Origin of the sequence: Actinomadura formosensis, from assembly GCF_050948385.1 — a bacterium.
GTDB lineage: Bacteria > Actinomycetota > Actinomycetes > Streptosporangiales > Streptosporangiaceae > Spirillospora > Spirillospora formosensis.
This window is the reverse complement of record NZ_CP192011.1, coordinates 7,070,022-7,085,134: the sequence shown is the minus strand read 5'-3', so window position 1 is coordinate 7,085,134 and position 15,113 is coordinate 7,070,022. Positions and strand designations below refer to the sequence as shown.

Genomic DNA, 15,113 nt, shown 5'->3' with positions numbered 1-15,113 from the left:
GGTGACTTCATGTGCGAGCCAGGGGGTGCGCCCGGAGAGGCGCAGGCGTCCATGCCGCGTCCGGCACCGGGCGCCGTGGTCGATCCGATCGCGTTGGAGCCGGTGGACGAGGTCGAGATCGTCACCCTGGTCGACAACGTCTACGACGGCCTGCTGACGAGTGACGAGCGCACCCGCCGGGCGGGGTTCGGCGCGGGGGTGGTGGCGGCACCGCAGTTCGACGGCGGCCGGACCGACGCCGGGATGATCGCCGAGCACGGTTTCGCCGCCCTGGTCACGGTGCGGCGCGCCGGTCGCTCCACCACGCTGCTCTTCGACACCGGCCGGTCTCCGGACGCGATGGTCACCAACGCCGGCCGGCTCGGCGTCGACTTCGGCGACGTCCAGGCCGTCGTGCTCAGCCACGGCCACTTCGACCACGCGGGCGGGCTCGCCGGGCTGGCGGGCGGGCGGGGCGTCCGGTCGCTGCCGATGGTGCTGCACCCGCTGGCGTGGACGAGGCGGCGGATCGCGGTGCCCGGCCGGGAACCGGAGGAACTGCCGACGCTGAGCAGGCGGGCGCTCGGCGGGGAGGGCTTCGAGGTCATCGAGCGCCGCGTCCCCTCGCTCCTGCTGGACGGCGGCGTGCTGATCACCGGCGAGATCGACCGCACCACCGAGTTCGAGCACGGCATGCCGCCGCCGCATCAGGCGTGGACCGGGTCCGGATGGGTTCACGACCCGCTGGTGCTGGACGACCAGGCGCTCGTGGTGAACGTCCGCGGCCGGGGCCTGGTGGTGCTGACCGGGTGCGGTCATGCGGGCGCGATCAACATCGTCCGGCACGCGCGGCGGCTGACGGGGGTCGACCGGCTGCACGCGCTCGTCGGCGGGCTGCACCTCGGCGGACCGGCCTTCGAACCGGTCATTCCACCCACTGTCGACGCGCTGACCGCGCTGGCGCCGAGCCTTGTCGTCCCGGGCCACTGCACCGGATGGCGCGCCCAGCACGCCCTGGCCGCCGCCTTGCCCGACGCCTGGGTGCAGAGCAGCAGCGGCACCACGTATCGCCTTACCGCTTAGCCGCCCTGGTAGCGGGCCAAGGGTGGAAGGAACAGCACGTCCACGATCGTGAGGATGCGTTCGTCCGGGACGGGTGCTCCGTCAGCCTGGAAGACCGAACAAAGGGAGGCATGGCGCGAGGCCCTCGATGGTGACGGGCGTGGTGCTGTGCTCTTCCCAGTCCTTCCGGCCGAGCCGCAGCCGCCGGTCGATCGTCATGGATCCGCGGACGACCTGGCGCCCGACTCCGTTGGGCCGGTAGCCGAGCTTGCGCGATACCGCCATGGAGGCGTGGCTGTCCTCGAACGCGCTGGAAAGGGCCTCCTCGGCGCCGAGACCGGCGAAGGCCAGGTGCAGGACGGCCGCTCTCATCTCGGTGCCGATCCCCTTCCCCTGGTGGCGGCGTCCGAGCCATGAACCGGTGCTCACCTGGCGGAGGACGGCCAGGTCGCGGGCCGCGATCGTCTGCTGCCCGACCACTTCTCCGGCGTGCAGGACGGTGAGGTTGAGATCCCAGTCGTCCGGCGTCCACTGCCCGAGTTTGAGCCAGTGGTGCTGGACGACGCCCCGGGCGACCTCGGCGGCCGGCCGCTCCGTCCACGGCACCATGAACGGCATCGTGTCGGAAGGGTGGATTCCCCCGGCCGCGACGTCCGCCAGCGCGGCGAGTTCCTCCGGAGACGGCAGCCGCAGTTCGAGCCGCGGTGTCGTCAGCCGCAGTCCGAGCAGCGGAAAAATATCGGTCAGCATGCCTTCACGATGACGTGTCCACCCGTCCCGCGGCATCCCGTTTTCCGCTGCCGGGCGTGGCACGAGGCACCGCCGCGGAATTCCTCCGGCGGGTCAGTGCCCGATCAGGACGAAGACGATGCCGCCGACGACGTGGGCGACGACCGTGATGACCAGGACGGCGATGAACACGTTCTTCGCGGTCGGATGGTCGAAGTGGGAACCGGGACGGCCGCGCTGCGCCGAACGCGCCTGCGCCTGCTGTTCGAGGTCGTCCAGCGAAGGGAGGAAGGACGGTCGCTTCAAGGCCATCGGCGGACCTCCTTCCTGGGCAGGGCGGGGGTTCCGCTTTCATCAACGTTGGGAGGCGGCGGTTCTAATCCGTCCCGGATCCGCCGCCGCACCGCGCGGGCTTTCCCGGCCGCGGCCTGAGGCCATGTCACATTCGTCCGGCGTGCTCCGTCGGGTAGGTGTCAGACCGAATGAAGGAGTGTCATGGAAGCGCGGATGAAGAACCCGATCTACCTCCTGCCCAGCATGATGAAGGGGATCGGGGGGCTGACCGAGGCCATCAAGGAGGGCGGCCTCTCGCGCGAGCTGCAGGAGCTGGTCGCGCTGCGCGTCAGCCAGATCAACGGATGCAGCGTCTGCGTGCACGGCCATGTCCACCACCTTGTGAAGGCCGGGGAGAGCACCGAGCGGATCGCGGCCGTCGCGGCCTGGCGGGAGGCGCCGTTCTTCACCGACGCCGAGCGGGCCGCGCTGGCGCTGGCCGAGCGCGCCACCCGGCTCGCCGACCGGTCCGAGCCGGCGGTGCCGGACGAGCTGTGGGACGAGGCCGCCGATCACTTCGACGAGAGGCAGCTGGCGTCCCTCATCCTCGGGATCTCGCTGACGAACCTGTTCAACCGCCTCAACGCGACCATCCAGGAGCCCGCCGGGGTGGTCTGGGACTGACCGCCGCGTTCCGGCGCCGCCCTCGGGCGAAGCACGCGAACGGCCGCCTCGTCAGGACGGGCGGCCGTTCGCGTGCTCCGCCAGTTCCAGCTCGATGAACGCGGCGATCATCGCCCGCCACACCGCCTCGGCGACCTCGGGCGCCAGGCCGGCGTCCGCGGCGCGCCGGCGGGCCAGCGCGACGACCCGCTCCACCCGGTCGGGTGCGCGGACGGCCCGCTCGTCGGCCTTGAAGGCGGCGGCGGCGCGCACCAGGCCCTGCCGCTCGGCCAGCAGCCGGACGAGTTCACCGTCGATGTCGTCGATCCGGGCACGCACCTCGGCCAGTGATTCCATGCCTTGATCGTCCCATGCCGGGGGCTAGGTCGCGGACGTGCTGATCTGGGTGATCGTGACCTTCTGCTTCGGCCGGCCGTCTTCGGTGCCGTCCTTGACGCCCTTCTTCGCGACCTTCTCGATGATGTCCATGCCGGACGTGATGTGCCCGAAGATCGGGTAGCTGTGCGGAAGCTGCGGCGCGTCCTCGTAGAGGATGAAGAACTGGCTGCCGTTCGTGTTCGGTCCCCGGTTGGCCATCGCCACGGTGCCCTTGGTGTAGGACGCCCCGGCCGTGTTCTCGTCGGCGAACTGGTAGGAGGGACCTCCCGTCCCGGTACCGGACGGGTCACCGCACTGGAGCACCTTCAGGCTCGGGGTCGTCGTCAGCCGGTGACACGAGGTGCGGTCGTAGAAGCCGCGGCTTGCAAGAAAGGCCAGCGAGTTCACCGTGCAGGGCGCCGCGCCGGGTTCCAGGGTGAGTTCCAGATCGCCCAGGTTGGTCTTGATGGTGGCGTGGGTCGGCGGCCTGTCCGGGACGCGTGCCGAAGGCGTGGGGATGGACTTGACGTCTGTACTCGTGGAGGGCGGGTAACTGCACGTCCGCGCGGCGGGTGCCGTCCGCGCGACCGGCACGCCGCCCTTCCCGGAACCGCCGTCCTTCAGCAGGATCACGGCGACGAGCCCGCTCGCCAGCAGCAGCGCGCCGGTGGCCGCCGCGCCGGCGATCAGCAGCGGGCGCCCGTTCCGTCCGGGCGGCGGCGGGCTCCCCGCATACGGGAACCCGGCCGGGGGCGGCAACGGCCCGCCGGGCGCCATGCCGGGCGGCGGTGGAGCGTCCGGCGCGGCGAAGGACGGCGCCCCCGCGGGCGCCCCCGCGGGCGCGCCGGCGGGCGTGGTCTCGGGCAGGAGCGCGCCGGCGGGGTGGGCGGCGGCCGAGGTGCCCTCCGCGAGGAGGTTCGCGTCCGGGCCGATGCCGAGCAGCCGCTGCAGGACCCCCGTCGCGGGGAGACGGTCCGCCGGGTCCTTGGCCAGGCAGGACGCCACCAGTTCGCGCAACTGCCCGGTCAGCGCGCCCAGCTCCGGTTCCCCGTGCAGGATGCGCTGCATGATCGCCGGGACGGAGTCGGTCCCGAACGGCGGCGCCCCGTTCGCGGCGAACGCCATCGTGCAGCCCCACGCGAACATGTCCACCGGTGCGCCGCCGGACACCCCCGCCACCTGCTCGGGCGCCATGTAGGCGGGGGTGCCGACGGCGCCGGTCATGGTCGCCGAGGTGGCGTCGAGCGGCCGGGCGATACCGAAGTCGATCACCTTCGGGCCGTCCGGGCCGAGCAGCACGTTGGCCGGTTTGAAGTCGCGGTGCACGACGCCCGCCTCGTGGATCGCCGCGAGCGCGGTGGCGGTGCCGATCGCCAGCCTGACCAGCTCGGCGGGGGAGGCGACGCCCCGCTCGGCGATCAGGTCCTTCAGCGACGGCCCGTCGATGTACTCGGTGACGATGTGCGGGAGGTCGTCGTCGGCCGAGGCCGCGAGGATCCGGGCGGTGCAGAAGGGGGCGACGCGCCGGGCCGCGGCCAGTTCGCGCTCGAAGGCGGTGCGGGCGCGGGCGTCCCGGCCGAAGTCGGCGTACAGGAGCTTCACCGCGACGCGCCGCCCGGTGGCCGATTCACCGAGGAAGACGGCGCCCTGGGCGCCCTCGCCGATCCGGGACGTCAACCGGAACCCGCCGACCTCGCGCGGATCGCCGGTACGCAGCGGACGAGTCTCCGGCATCCACGACCTCCCCGACGAAAGCGGAGAGCAGCCTATCCGGGAGCGCCGGCCGGCGCGGGTCACCCCGCCCGGCCGACGCGCAGGAGCAGGTCGAGGAGGGTCGCGCGTTCGTCGTCGGACAGCGGGGAGAAGATCTCGGCGAGGGCGTCGTCGGCGATGCGGTGCCCGGCTTCGAGGATCTTCTCCCCGGCGGGCGTGAGATGGTGCTCGATGCTCCGGCCGCGACCGGGGCGCCGGTCGATCAGACCCTGGGCGACCAGGCGTCCGGCGAGCGTCCCGAACGCCTGCTCGCTCTGGAACGTCCGCGCGGCCAGCGACCGGGCGGACGCCCCGGGGGAACGGCTGATCGCCCGCAGCGCGTCCCACTGCGCCAGCGTGGTGCCGATCCGGGCGAGCCTGCTGTCAAGCGTCCGGTACTGCCGGTATTGGACCTGCTTGACGGCCCTTCCGAGGACTTGTCCTTCGACGGCCATATGACAAGCCTAGCCAGCGCGGTCGCTGTGCTCCGGTGCCGCGCACGCCCTGACCGGCGCCTACAGCGGGGGCTTGGACGATGCGATGAGATCCCTGTACCAGCCGTAGGACTTCTTTGGGGTGCGCTTCTGCGTCTCGTAGTCGACGTGGACGAGGCCGAAGCGCGGGTGGTAGCCCTCCGACCATTCGAAGTTGTCCAGCAGCGACCACGTGAAGTAGCCGCGGATGTCGACGCCCTCGCCGATGGCCGTGCGCATGGCCCGGATGTGGGCGTCCAAGAACTTGATGCGGGGCGAGTCGTCCACCACACCGTCCGGGCCGATCTCGTCCGGGAACGAGCATCCGTTCTCGGTGATGTAGAGCGGCGGCAGGTCGTACCGGGTGTCGAGCGTACGGAGCAGTGACAGGAAGGCGTCCGGGACGATCGGCCAGCCCATCCCCGTGGTCGGGTATTCGGTGATGTCCACGATCTCGAAGGGCAGCGGGCCTCCGGAGGCCGTTTTCAGCCGCGTCGGCTGGTAGTAGTTCACGCCCAGGAAGTCGATGGGCGTGGCGATGACCGCCATGTCCTCGGCGCGGATGAACGGCGCGTCCGCCATCAGGCCGGGGTAGCGGCCCAGCAGCACGGGATCGGTGAACAGCCGGTTCATGAAGGTGTCGAAGGCGTCGGCGGCGGGCTGGTCCCCGGGGGACGCGGCCCAGGCGAGGGAGTAGTGGTTCGCCAGCCCGATGGAGCGGACGCCCCGGCCGCGCAGGGCGTGGACGGCGAGTCCGTGGCCGAGGAGCTGGTGGTGCGCGGCGGGGAGCGCGTCCAGCATGAGGGTCTTGCCGGGTGCGTAGACGCCGAACGCGTAGCCGTAGGCCATGACGACCACCGGCTCGTTCAGGGTTATCCACATTTCCACGCGGTCGGAGAGCCGCTCGGCCACCAGGTAGGAGAATTCAGCGAACCGGTAGGCGGTGTCACGTTCCATCCAGCCGCCGGCGTCTTCGAGCGGCTGCGGGAGGTCCCAGTGGTAGAGGGTGGCGGCGGGGGCGATCCCGGCGGCGAGCAGCCCGTCCACGAGGCGGTCGTAGAAGTCGAGGCCCCTGGCGTTGGCCCGCCCGATCCCGGACGGCTGGACGCGCGGCCACGCGATCGAGAACCGGTAGGTGTCGATGCCGAGGCCCGACATCAGCGCGATGTCCTCCGGCCACCGGTGGTAGTGGTCGCAGGCGGCGTCGCCGTTGTGGCCGTCTCTGACGCGTCCCGGGGTGTGCGAGAAGGTGTCCCAGGTGGACGGTCCCCGCCCGTCCTCGTCCACCGCGCCCTCGATCTGGTAGGCGGCGGTGGCGACGCCCCAGCGGAAGCCCTCCGCAAGCCCCATCGTGTTCCCCTCTCCCGGCGTGCCCTGCAGAAATGCGAACAGCGTTCGGATATTAGGTCCTGGGGTGGTGCGGGCGGAAGTCTCCGGCGGCCTCGGGGTGCGGAGCGGCTGCCGGGCATGCCGGACACCCCCGCGGTCGGGGACAATGGCGGGGTGACCGAGATCCGGACCCCGCTCCGCCGCCGTCCCGCCCAGCGCCGCAGCGCCGAACGCGTGCAGCGGATGCTCGACGCCTGCGCGGACATCCTCGACGAGGACGGCTACGACGGCCTCACCACGACGCGTATCGCCCAGCGCGCCGAGGTGGCGATCGGCTCGGTCTACCAGTTCTTCCCCGACAAGCGGGCGGTCGCGCAGGCCCTCGCGCTGCGCAACCTGGAGGAGTTCGGCGACCGGATCTCGGCGCGGCTGGCCGAGGGCGGGTTCGGCGACTGGTCCGACACGGTCGGCGCGATCATCGAGATCTTCGTGGACATGCACCGGAGCGTCCCCGGCTTCCGCGTGCTGCGGTTCGGCGACGTCGCGGACGTGAACCTGCTCGACTCCGACGCCGACAACAACGCGGTGGTCGCCGACCGGCTCCGCAGGATGATCGTCGGGACGTTCGGCGTCCAGGACACCCCCGGCCTCGCCACGGCGCTCGCCATCGCGGTGGAGGCGGGCGACGCCGTGCTGAAGATGGCGTTCCGGCGCAGCCCGGACGGCGACCCCGCGATCCTCGCCGAGGCGGAACGGCTGATCCACGGCTACCTGGCCTCGCACATCCAGGAATCCTGACCGCGGCCGGGGCCGGTGCACCGCGCCTCGGAAACGCCGGAGGAAAAGAACTCGCTGTGGCAGACTCCCACCGCAAACTGCTACAGAACGGGTGAGTTCGCTGGACGATTCGCTGGACGAAGAGAGACTCCAGGCGCAGCGCAGGCTACTGATCCGGCAGCGGGTGCGCCTGATGGTGAACCAATACGAGGTGCATGCCGAGGCCCCGGACGGCGGAGAGGGCGAACTGCTCGCCTTCGCGCAGCAGAAGCGGCTCGCGTTCAAGGAGCAGGTCACCCTGTATTCGGACGACTCCAAGACGCGTCCGATCCTCGGCTTCAAGGCGCGCAAGCGCATCGACCTGGCCTCGGCGTACGACATCACGGACGCGCACGGCCAGCCCATCGGCGTCTTCCGCAAGGATTTCAAGAGGTCGCTGCTGGCCTCGACCTGGCACCTGGAACAGCCCGACCTCGGTGTGGTCACGGGAACCGAGCGCAACAAGTTCGTCGCGGTGCTGCGGCGGCTCTGGCAGTTCATCCCGTACGCGGACAGCCTGCCGTTCGCCTGGCCGTACCATTTCGACTTCTACGCCGGCGACCAGGTCGTCTTCTCGGTGGAGAAGAAGTTGGGCTTCCGCGACCGCTACGTCGTCGAGATCGGCGACGCCCGCCTCGACCGCCGCCTGGTCATCGCGCAGGCCGTCGGCCTCGACGCCCTCCAGTCCCGCTAGCCCGGCCCCCGGTCCCGCCGGCCCGCCCGCGTCCACACCGCCCGCGCTTCCCGCCAGGGGGCGCGGGCGGCTGCCTCGGCGGGGTGATCAGTGAGTTCTTGCATGACTCTGGCCTCCGGCAGGTTTACATGTTACGAAGGGATGTAAAGCCGTGGGCGGTGCGGACCGGCGTCGCGAGGGCGCGGCGCAACGCCTGGAGGAGGATCCCCGTGAGTTCCTTTGACCTCTATTCCACCCCGGTCCCGACCGAGACGTGGAACGTACCCATGGCGGGTGACACCCGCTTCACCTGGGAGTACGACGAGGGCCGCGACCGGCTGCTGAACCTGTACCAGAAGGGCAAGGACAAGCAGTGGGACGCGCAGAAGCGCATCGACTGGGACCTTGCGGTCGACCCGATCAACGTCGCCGGCCTGCCGGAGAACTTCAACCCGCTCTTCGGGTCCGACATCTGGGAGAAGATGTCGCAGAAGGAGCGGGACGAGTTCGGCCGGCACCAGGGCTCATGGCTGTTCAGCCAGTTCCTCCACGGCGAGCAGGGCGCCTTGAACGTGTCGGCGCGCATCGTCCAGTCCGTCCCCGACCTGGACTCGAAGTTCTACGCCGCGACCCAGACCATGGACGAGGCGCGGCACGTCGAGCTGTACACGAAGTTCGTGCACGAGAAGATCGGCATGTACTACCCGATCAACCAGGACCTGGCGAAGCTGCTCGCCGAGTCGCTGGAGGACAGCCGGTGGGACCTGCCCTACCTCGGCATGCAGGTCCTCATCGAGGGGCTCGCGCTCGCCGCGTTCGGGCTGTACCGGGACATGTCGACGAACCCGCTGGTCAAGCAGCTCCTCGCGTACGTCATGCAGGACGAGGCGCGGCACGTCGCGTTCGGGCGGCTCGCGCTCAAGGACTACTACGCCGAGCTCACCGACAAGGAGCGGGCCGAGCGGGAGGAGTTCGTCGTCGAGGGCTGCTACCTGATGCGCGACCGGTTCAAGGGGCGCGAGGTCTTCGAGCAGCTCGACATGCCGGTCGAGAAATGCATGGAGTACGTCGACAACTCCGACATGTACACCCTCTATCAGTCGCTGCTGTTCAGCCGGATCGTCCCGTGCGTCCGGGACGTGGGGCTCTGGGGCGACAAGGTGCAGGCCGCCTACGCGGACATGGGCGTGCTCGACAACGCCAAGGCCGATCTTGAGGCGCTGATGAAGCAGGACGAGGAGATCGCCGAGAAGGTCGACGAGGAGCGCTACGCGGCCGAGCTCGCCGCGCGCAAGGGCGAGGTCGAGGACGCCATCGCGCTCGGCTCGGCCGAGTAGCCGGGACCCGCTCGGGCGGGGGCGTCCCTTCGGGGGCGCCCCCGTTTCGCGTTGCCGCGGATTCCGCCGGTATGGGGCGTCCGGCGTAATGTCGTTGATCTCCGCGCGTCGTTCGGAATCGGGTGACGCGCCCCCTTCGTCCGCGCCTATGGGGCGTTCCGTGCATGTTGCGGCATTCGCGGAACGCCCCATTCGGTTATGCAATAAGCCGTTGTTATATGATCGAGATCACACCTTCCATGGGCAGTAAAGATGATCTTCAAGTGGAGTTACGGCGCGAAGTCGATCAACTCCATAGCGCAAAGATCGGGGTGACAAACCCCACAAATAACGGCCCTGCGCTTGATTCTCGCGGAACACAACGTACGGTCAAGGACTTGTGCGGCACTTTAGCGATCAAAAGTGAAGATGCCTTTTCAGCCGCACCTGCCGGACGCCGGACAGCGATGACGCGGCCGCGCCTGAGGGAGCGCGGACACGGGCGAACGAGCCCGTAGGCGGCGGAGCACTCGGGGACGAACGAGGTCGCCTGAGCACGCCGTGAAAGAGCCGGGCGTCCGGGGTCCTGTCCCCTAACAAAGGACTCCTCTGTGGGTAGCCCTGTCAGGCGTCTTCTTCGAGCACGCCTACGAACCGTCCTGATCGTCTCCGGCGCCGCCGTCGCCGTCCTGGCCGCGAGCGCGTTCGCCCTGACCAGTACCGGTGGATCCGCCGGATCCGCACAGGCGGCGCAGACCGCGCCACCGCCCGCCGACCCGCTCGCCGACGAGCCGCGGGCCGAGCCGACCCGGGGCAGCCGCGGCAAGCCGCGTCCACCAGAGCCTTCGCCGAAGAAGCCGGCGAAGAAGAAGCCCAAGGCCGACACCGAGGTCGCGCACCTGGTGAAACCCCAGAAGAAGAAGCACTACAAGGTCGTCGACTCGGGCTCTTGCGAGGCCTCCTACTACTGGGAGGGCCAGATGACCGCCAGTGGTGAGCCCTTCGACCCGAGCGAACTGACGGCCGCGCACAAGACGCTGCCGCTGGGTTCCAAAGTCCGCGTGACCAACAGGAACAACGACCGTTCGGTCATCGTCCGTATCAACGACCGGGGCCCGTACGCGGGCGGTCGCTGCCTGGACCTGTCCAGGGCGGCGATGCAGAAGGTCGGCGGCACCGGGGCGGGCGTGATCCCCGTCCGGTACGAGGTTCTGTCCCGCGGCTGATCCGCGGTGTTCTCCCGTCCCGCCCGGCGGGCACCCGGCCGTGCCCGCCGGGCGGACGCATGCCTATCGCCGGTCCCCTGCCGCGATCCCCGGCCGGGCTCCCGCGTCCTCTCCGCCCGCCGACCAGGCTCCGTACCGCGCGTCCCCGGACCGGTCGCTCACCGGCTGCGGGACGTCCGGGAGCGTGGCCTGTACCGGGGGGCCGTCCGCCGCGCCCCCGGATTCCCCGCATCCGGCCTCGTCCGCGGCTTGCGCGAGGTGGGTGCGGAACCAGTCGGTGAGGGCGGTGTCCACCTGGACGGCCTCGGTGATCGGGGGCCGGGGCTCGGTGCCGGGTTCGGCGGCCAACGCGTGACCCATGCGGAATGTGGTGGAGTCGACCGATGCGCCGCCGTGCGTGCGCAGCAGGTCGCGCAGGGCCGAGACCTCCCGGGCGGGGACGACGCGGTCCTGGGCGCCGCCGACGAGCAGGGTGGGGACGTCCCGTCCGGCGATGTCCGCCGCGAGGGAACCGAGGTCGAGGCGGTCGGCGAGGGCGGCGGCGCGGGCCGTCCAGCCCCGGTCGCGGCCGGACCGCGTCTCCACCGCCCGCGCGGCCCGCGCCGGGGCGACGACCGGCGCCACGAGCGCCGCGGTGCTCACCGGCACCACGCCGCGCGCCACGGCGAGCAGCGCGGCGGCGGCGCCCGCGCTGAAACCGGCCAGGCCGACGGGGCCGTCCGGAATCGCGAGGTCGCGGCGGACCGCCGCCAGGACGCCGGGCAGCCCTTGCGCGGCGCTCTCGACCGCCGCGCAGTACGCCTCGACGGCCTCGTTCTCCAGGATCGCGCCCGAGCCGAGCCCGCCGGGCGAGCGTCCCGGCAGGTCGAGGTAGACCCGCCACACCGGCACGCCGGTCATCGGGAGCGCCGCCGCGAGCGCGGCCCCCGTGCGGGGCGGATCGAACCCGGGCCAGGCCACGATCAGCCGGGTCGGGCCGGAGGCGGTCGCGTCGACCGCGGTCGGGGGCAGCGCGACATAGGCCACGCCCGCCACGGTGCCGTGGACGGGACGGGCCGTGTGATCGCCGCTCATCGAGACCTCCGGTCCGGCGCCGGGCTGCCGCGCACGCTCACGCGATGACACGCGTCCTTGCGGCCCATGCTGGCAGCGGGCACCGGGGAACACGCCGTGAACCGCCGCGCCAGGCGCACGAGAGTGATGAAGACCTCACCAGAGGTCACCCGCATCACACGTCCCGGTGAGCGATGACGGGACGGTTCCGGCGATCATTCCGCCGCCGGTACGGGCGGGACGCCTGTGACCCGCGCCTCATGATCGGGTCGCGGGAACATTTCCGGCACTCGTCGCGTCCTAGATATGCGTGGGCGCAGCGGGGGCGCGCCCCCAGAACGTTCCTCCGAGGGAGTGCTCGTGGACAGGAAGCGCAGTGCGGCCGCCGCCGGGCAGGCCTGGCAGATCTACAGCGAGACCCTGCGGCCCGACGCACCCGGCCTGTGGGAGCGGACCCGCGCCGTACCCCGGATGATCAAGTCGGTCCTGCGCGGGCAGTACAAGGGCATGTCCTTCGGGACGCTCGGGCTGCTCGCCCTGGGCCTGGTCTACATCATCTCCCCGATCGACGCCATTCCCGACGTGATCCCCTTCGCGGGCATCGCGGACGACACCGGCCTGGCCCTGTGGCTGGCCACCGTCCTCGTCAGGTCCGCGGGCGACTTCGTCACCTGGGAGCGCGGCGGACGCCCCACCGTCATCGTCGGCGAACCCGTCGACTGACCCGATCCCACCCGGGGCCCGGCCGCCTCACGCGGTCGGGCCGAGCTCCTTGGCGAAGCGTTCGGCGGCGTCCCGCATGACGGGCACGACGCCCGGGACGGCCTCGCGCGTCATGCGCCCGGACGGGCCCGACACCGAGATCGCCGTCAGCGCCGGCGCCCCGGGCAGCGGCACGGCGACGCAACGCACGCCGATCTCCTGCTCCTCGTCGTCCAGCGCGTAACCCCGCTTGCGGATCCGCGCCAGCTCCGCCACCAGCGCGTCCGGATCGGTCAACGTGTTCGGCGTGTGCGCGTCCATGCCCGTCCGGGCCAGGATCTCCCGGACGCGCTGGTCGGACAACTGGGACAGCAGAGCCTTCCCCACGCCCGTGCAGTGCGGCTGGACGCGCCGCCCCACCTCGGTGAACATCCGCATCGAGTGCTTGGACGGCACCTGCGCGACGTACACGGCCTCGTCGCCTTCGAGCACCGCCATGTTGGCCGTTTCGCCGATCTCGTCCACCAGGCGGGCCAGCACCGGACGCGCCCACGTGCCCAGCAGGCGGCTGGCGCCCTCGCCCAGCCGGATGAGCCGCGGGCCCAGGGCGTACCGCTTGGACGGCTCCTGCCTGACGTACCCCTGGTTCACCAGCGTCCGCATCAGCCGGTAGATCGTCGGCATCGGCAGCCCGGAGACCTCCGTCAGCTCCGACAGCGCCATCTCGCCCCCGGCGTCCGCCAGATGCTCCAGCAGGTCGAACGCGCGCTCCAGCGACCTAACGGCCTCCGCCACCCCGAACTCCTCTCCCTCGCAACCCAGCCGATTCTACGGAGAATTGATTTCACTGTGCGAAAGAAGGGAGTTGCCAGAGGGATGCACGTTACTCGCCTTGGCGACGTGGCAATAACCTTCTGTGCCCGGCGCCGCGTCGCCGCCCCCCTGGCAGCCATAGAGGAGACCGCTGGGGGGGACCGGTGCGCCGAAGGACACGCTGGGGCGCGATCGCGGCCGGCGCCGCAATGACCGTGCCGCTGCCGCTGATGAGCCCGTCCGCCGAGGCCGCACGGGACGCGGGGACACCGGCGGTCCGGTTGGTCATGGACATGGCGATCTCGGAGAGCACCACCGGACCGGACCGGACCCTGACGTACACGGTCCGTATCCGCGCGAAAGGCGACATCGCGCGGAACACGACCTTGCGCCTCACCGCCGACCGCCCCCTCTCCTGGACGCGGCACTCCCCGGACTGCATCGAGTCCGATTCAGGCCGCACATTGCGCTGCGACCTGGGCGACCTGGGCGAGGCGCCGCGTGAACGGGCGGGCACCATCCGAATCCCGGTCACCTCGACCTCGGAACCGTCCTCGCCCCCCGTAAGCGTCCTGGTCGTGGCGGACGCCACCAACGCTCCCCGCCGCTCGATGACACGGCCGCCCGACCCGGACCCAACGCCGAGCGAGGGGCACCCTGACACGGAAACGCCGACGGACACACCGTGCACGTCCGGTAAGGCGAGCGCTGGCGCTAAGCGATGCTCGTCCGCGCAACCGTCCGGCCCAGAGCCGACGCCAGATGGTGGCCACTCTGATGCGGGGTCGTCGTCTGGAACGCAGTGCAAGGCGGAGAGCGGCGAGGGGCCGTGTGTGCCTGTGAAGCCGTCTGTGGTTAAGCCGCGTCCCGGCGGTCACCCTGGCGTGGGGTCGCCGAAGGCTGGTCATTGCGTGCCCGGTGAGAGGAGTGTGGGCGGGAGGTCGTGTCCGTCTGCGGAGCCGTCCGGTCCGAGGCCGGGCGGTGGTCACTCTGGCGCGGGGTCGTCGTCTGGAACGCAGTGCAAGGCGGAGAGCGGCGAGGGGCCGTGTGTGCCTGTGAAGCCGTCTGTGGTTAAGCCGCGTCCCGGCGATCATCCTGGCGTGGGGTCGCCGAAGGCTGGTCATTGCGTGCCCGGTGAGAGGAGTGTGGGCGGGAGGTCGTGTCCGTCTGCGGAGCCGTCCGGTCCGAGGCCGGGCGGTGGTCACTCTGGCACGGGGTCGTCGCCTGGAACGCAGTGCAAGGCGGGCAAGCCGAAGAGTGACGAGGGGCCGTGTGTGCCTGTGAAGCCGTCTGTGGCGAAGCCGCGTCCCGGCGGTCACCCTGGCGTGGGGTCGCCGAAGGCTGGTCATTGTGTGCCCGGTAAGAGGAGTGTGGCGGGGAGGTCGTGTCCGTCCGTGCAGCCGTCCGGTCCGAGGCCGGGTGGTAGTCACTCTGGTGCGGGGTCGTCGTCTGGTGGGCCTTGCAAGGCGGGTGAGGCGAAGAGCGGTGAGGGGACGTGTGCGCCTGTGGGGCCGTCCGTGGCTGAGCCGGGGCCCGGGGACGTTATGCCGGGGCCTGGTGAGGGGCCACAAGCTGGGGCTCCAGGCGGGCAGGGGGGAGAGTTTCCGGCGCCGGATCTGCCCACCGTGGCACCTTCGAAGCCGGTCGTGCTGCCGCCACTCGATCAGCCGACGGGGCCCCGGGTGGCGACCGGGGAGAGCCGGATGTCGCTGATGGCGCCGGCCGGGGCGCAGGAGTCGGACGGGACGGACTGGGCGGTCGTCACCGGGATCGCGCTGATCGCCGAGATCGGGCTGCTGTGGGGGGCCGCGTGCGTCGGGTTGTGGAGGCGGCGGCTGGCGTTGCGGCGGGCCATGTCCGACCGGTGACGGCACGA

16 protein-coding genes are annotated in these 15,113 nt (G+C 71.2%); 8 read left to right on the top strand and 8 right to left on the bottom strand.

Annotation, left to right across the window (positions count from 1 at the left end; genetic code table 11):
• The first annotated feature begins 9 nt into the window (after nucleotides 1-9).
• Nucleotides 10-1,062, top strand: coding sequence for an MBL fold metallo-hydrolase (locus ACQP1N_RS33250; protein ID WP_433228226.1), 1,053 nt, complete (start codon nucleotides 10-12; stop codon nucleotides 1,060-1,062).
• An 81-nt stretch (nucleotides 1,063-1,143) separates the two neighbouring features.
• On the opposite strand, the gene ACQP1N_RS33245 is transcribed toward ACQP1N_RS33250, so the two are convergent.
• Both ACQP1N_RS33245 and ACQP1N_RS33240 read right to left on the bottom strand, forming a co-directional pair.
• Nucleotides 1,144-1,791 (bottom strand): GNAT family N-acetyltransferase, encoded by a 648-nt coding sequence (locus tag ACQP1N_RS33245; RefSeq protein WP_067804132.1) that lies wholly within the window; start codon nucleotides 1,789-1,791, stop codon nucleotides 1,144-1,146.
• 93 nt (nucleotides 1,792-1,884) lie between these two features.
• Complete coding sequence (locus tag ACQP1N_RS33240; RefSeq protein ID WP_067804129.1) at nucleotides 1,885-2,082, bottom strand: hypothetical protein; 198 nt, start codon at nucleotides 2,080-2,082, stop codon at nucleotides 1,885-1,887.
• A gap of 183 nt (nucleotides 2,083-2,265) precedes the next feature.
• Between ACQP1N_RS33240 and ACQP1N_RS33235 the strand changes: the two genes are divergently transcribed.
• Nucleotides 2,266-2,727 carry a carboxymuconolactone decarboxylase family protein gene (locus ACQP1N_RS33235; RefSeq protein ID WP_067804125.1) on the top strand — a complete coding sequence of 154 codons (462 nt, stop codon included), beginning with the start codon at nucleotides 2,266-2,268 and terminating at the stop codon, nucleotides 2,725-2,727.
• A 51-nt stretch (nucleotides 2,728-2,778) separates the two neighbouring features.
• On the opposite strand, the gene ACQP1N_RS33230 is transcribed toward ACQP1N_RS33235, so the two are convergent.
• Genes ACQP1N_RS33230 through ACQP1N_RS33215 form a run of 4 tightly spaced genes read right to left on the bottom strand, consistent with a single transcriptional unit; the run spans nucleotide 2,779 to nucleotide 6,659 of the window.
• On the bottom strand, nucleotides 2,779-3,063 hold the full coding sequence (locus tag ACQP1N_RS33230; protein WP_067804121.1) for a chorismate mutase: 285 nt from the start codon (nucleotides 3,061-3,063) through the stop codon (nucleotides 2,779-2,781).
• Nucleotides 3,064-3,087: 24 nt separating this feature from the next.
• Complete coding sequence (locus tag ACQP1N_RS33225) at nucleotides 3,088-4,818, bottom strand: protein kinase domain-containing protein (protein WP_433228225.1); 1,731 nt, start codon at nucleotides 4,816-4,818, stop codon at nucleotides 3,088-3,090.
• 59 nt (nucleotides 4,819-4,877) lie between these two features.
• Nucleotides 4,878-5,291 carry a MarR family winged helix-turn-helix transcriptional regulator gene (locus ACQP1N_RS33220; protein ID WP_067804114.1) on the bottom strand — a complete coding sequence of 138 codons (414 nt, stop codon included), beginning with the start codon at nucleotides 5,289-5,291 and terminating at the stop codon, nucleotides 4,878-4,880.
• A gap of 60 nt (nucleotides 5,292-5,351) precedes the next feature.
• On the bottom strand, nucleotides 5,352-6,659 hold the full coding sequence (locus ACQP1N_RS33215) for a GH1 family beta-glucosidase (protein WP_433228224.1): 1,308 nt from the start codon (nucleotides 6,657-6,659) through the stop codon (nucleotides 5,352-5,354).
• A 153-nt stretch (nucleotides 6,660-6,812) separates the two neighbouring features.
• Here ACQP1N_RS33215 and ACQP1N_RS33210 point away from each other — a divergent pair, with 153 nt between their 5' ends.
• From ACQP1N_RS33210 to ACQP1N_RS33195, 4 genes are all read left to right on the top strand, one after another.
• The gene (locus tag ACQP1N_RS33210) at nucleotides 6,813-7,436 is read left to right on the top strand and encodes a TetR/AcrR family transcriptional regulator (protein WP_084263311.1); all 624 of its coding nucleotides are present in this window, start codon (nucleotides 6,813-6,815) and stop codon (nucleotides 7,434-7,436) included.
• A 91-nt stretch (nucleotides 7,437-7,527) separates the two neighbouring features.
• Complete coding sequence (locus tag ACQP1N_RS33205) at nucleotides 7,528-8,148, top strand: hypothetical protein (RefSeq protein WP_242608589.1); 621 nt, start codon at nucleotides 7,528-7,530, stop codon at nucleotides 8,146-8,148.
• A gap of 209 nt (nucleotides 8,149-8,357) precedes the next feature.
• Nucleotides 8,358-9,464, top strand: coding sequence for a ferritin-like domain-containing protein (locus tag ACQP1N_RS33200; protein ID WP_067804106.1), 1,107 nt, complete (start codon nucleotides 8,358-8,360; stop codon nucleotides 9,462-9,464).
• Nucleotides 9,465-10,054: 590 nt separating this feature from the next.
• Nucleotides 10,055-10,669 carry a septal ring lytic transglycosylase RlpA family protein gene (locus tag ACQP1N_RS33195; protein ID WP_433228223.1) on the top strand — a complete coding sequence of 205 codons (615 nt, stop codon included), beginning with the start codon at nucleotides 10,055-10,057 and terminating at the stop codon, nucleotides 10,667-10,669.
• Nucleotides 10,670-10,732: 63 nt separating this feature from the next.
• On the opposite strand, the gene ACQP1N_RS33190 is transcribed toward ACQP1N_RS33195, so the two are convergent.
• Nucleotides 10,733-11,743: a hypothetical protein gene (locus tag ACQP1N_RS33190; RefSeq protein WP_433228221.1), complete on the bottom strand. Its 1,011-nt coding sequence runs from the start codon at nucleotides 11,741-11,743 to the stop codon at nucleotides 10,733-10,735.
• A gap of 339 nt (nucleotides 11,744-12,082) precedes the next feature.
• Here ACQP1N_RS33190 and ACQP1N_RS33185 point away from each other — a divergent pair, with 339 nt between their 5' ends.
• Nucleotides 12,083-12,445 carry a YkvA family protein gene (locus ACQP1N_RS33185; RefSeq protein WP_067808094.1) on the top strand — a complete coding sequence of 121 codons (363 nt, stop codon included), beginning with the start codon at nucleotides 12,083-12,085 and terminating at the stop codon, nucleotides 12,443-12,445.
• 27 nt (nucleotides 12,446-12,472) lie between these two features.
• On the opposite strand, the gene ACQP1N_RS33180 is transcribed toward ACQP1N_RS33185, so the two are convergent.
• On the bottom strand, nucleotides 12,473-13,219 hold the full coding sequence (locus ACQP1N_RS33180; protein ID WP_255218865.1) for an IclR family transcriptional regulator: 747 nt from the start codon (nucleotides 13,217-13,219) through the stop codon (nucleotides 12,473-12,475).
• Between the two features lie 1,643 nt (nucleotides 13,220-14,862).
• Between ACQP1N_RS33180 and ACQP1N_RS33175 the strand changes: the two genes are divergently transcribed.
• A complete protein-coding gene (locus ACQP1N_RS33175) occupies nucleotides 14,863-15,105 on the top strand; it encodes a hypothetical protein (RefSeq protein ID WP_131733047.1) in 243 nt (80 codons plus the stop codon).
• The last annotated feature ends 8 nt before the right edge of the window (nucleotides 15,106-15,113 follow it).

Bases quoted from the DNA above. Each gene is read 5' to 3' on its own strand.
- ACQP1N_RS33250 (WP_433228226.1), top strand. From the start codon at position 10: ATGTGCGAGCCAGGGGGTGCGCCCGGAGAGGCGCAGGCGTCCATGCCG.
- ACQP1N_RS33245 (WP_067804132.1), bottom strand. From the start codon at position 1,791: ATGCTGACCGATATTTTTCCGCTGCTCGGACTGCGGCTGACGACACCG.
- ACQP1N_RS33240 (WP_067804129.1), bottom strand. From the start codon at position 2,082: ATGGCCTTGAAGCGACCGTCCTTCCTCCCTTCGCTGGACGACCTCGAA.
- ACQP1N_RS33235 (WP_067804125.1), top strand. From the start codon at position 2,266: ATGGAAGCGCGGATGAAGAACCCGATCTACCTCCTGCCCAGCATGATG.
- ACQP1N_RS33230 (WP_067804121.1), bottom strand. From the start codon at position 3,063: ATGGAATCACTGGCCGAGGTGCGTGCCCGGATCGACGACATCGACGGT.
- ACQP1N_RS33225 (WP_433228225.1), bottom strand. From the start codon at position 4,818: ATGCCGGAGACTCGTCCGCTGCGTACCGGCGATCCGCGCGAGGTCGGC.
- ACQP1N_RS33220 (WP_067804114.1), bottom strand. From the start codon at position 5,291: ATGGCCGTCGAAGGACAAGTCCTCGGAAGGGCCGTCAAGCAGGTCCAA.
- ACQP1N_RS33215 (WP_433228224.1), bottom strand. From the start codon at position 6,659: ATGGGGCTTGCGGAGGGCTTCCGCTGGGGCGTCGCCACCGCCGCCTAC.
- ACQP1N_RS33190 (WP_433228221.1), bottom strand. From the start codon at position 11,743: ATGAGCGGCGATCACACGGCCCGTCCCGTCCACGGCACCGTGGCGGGC.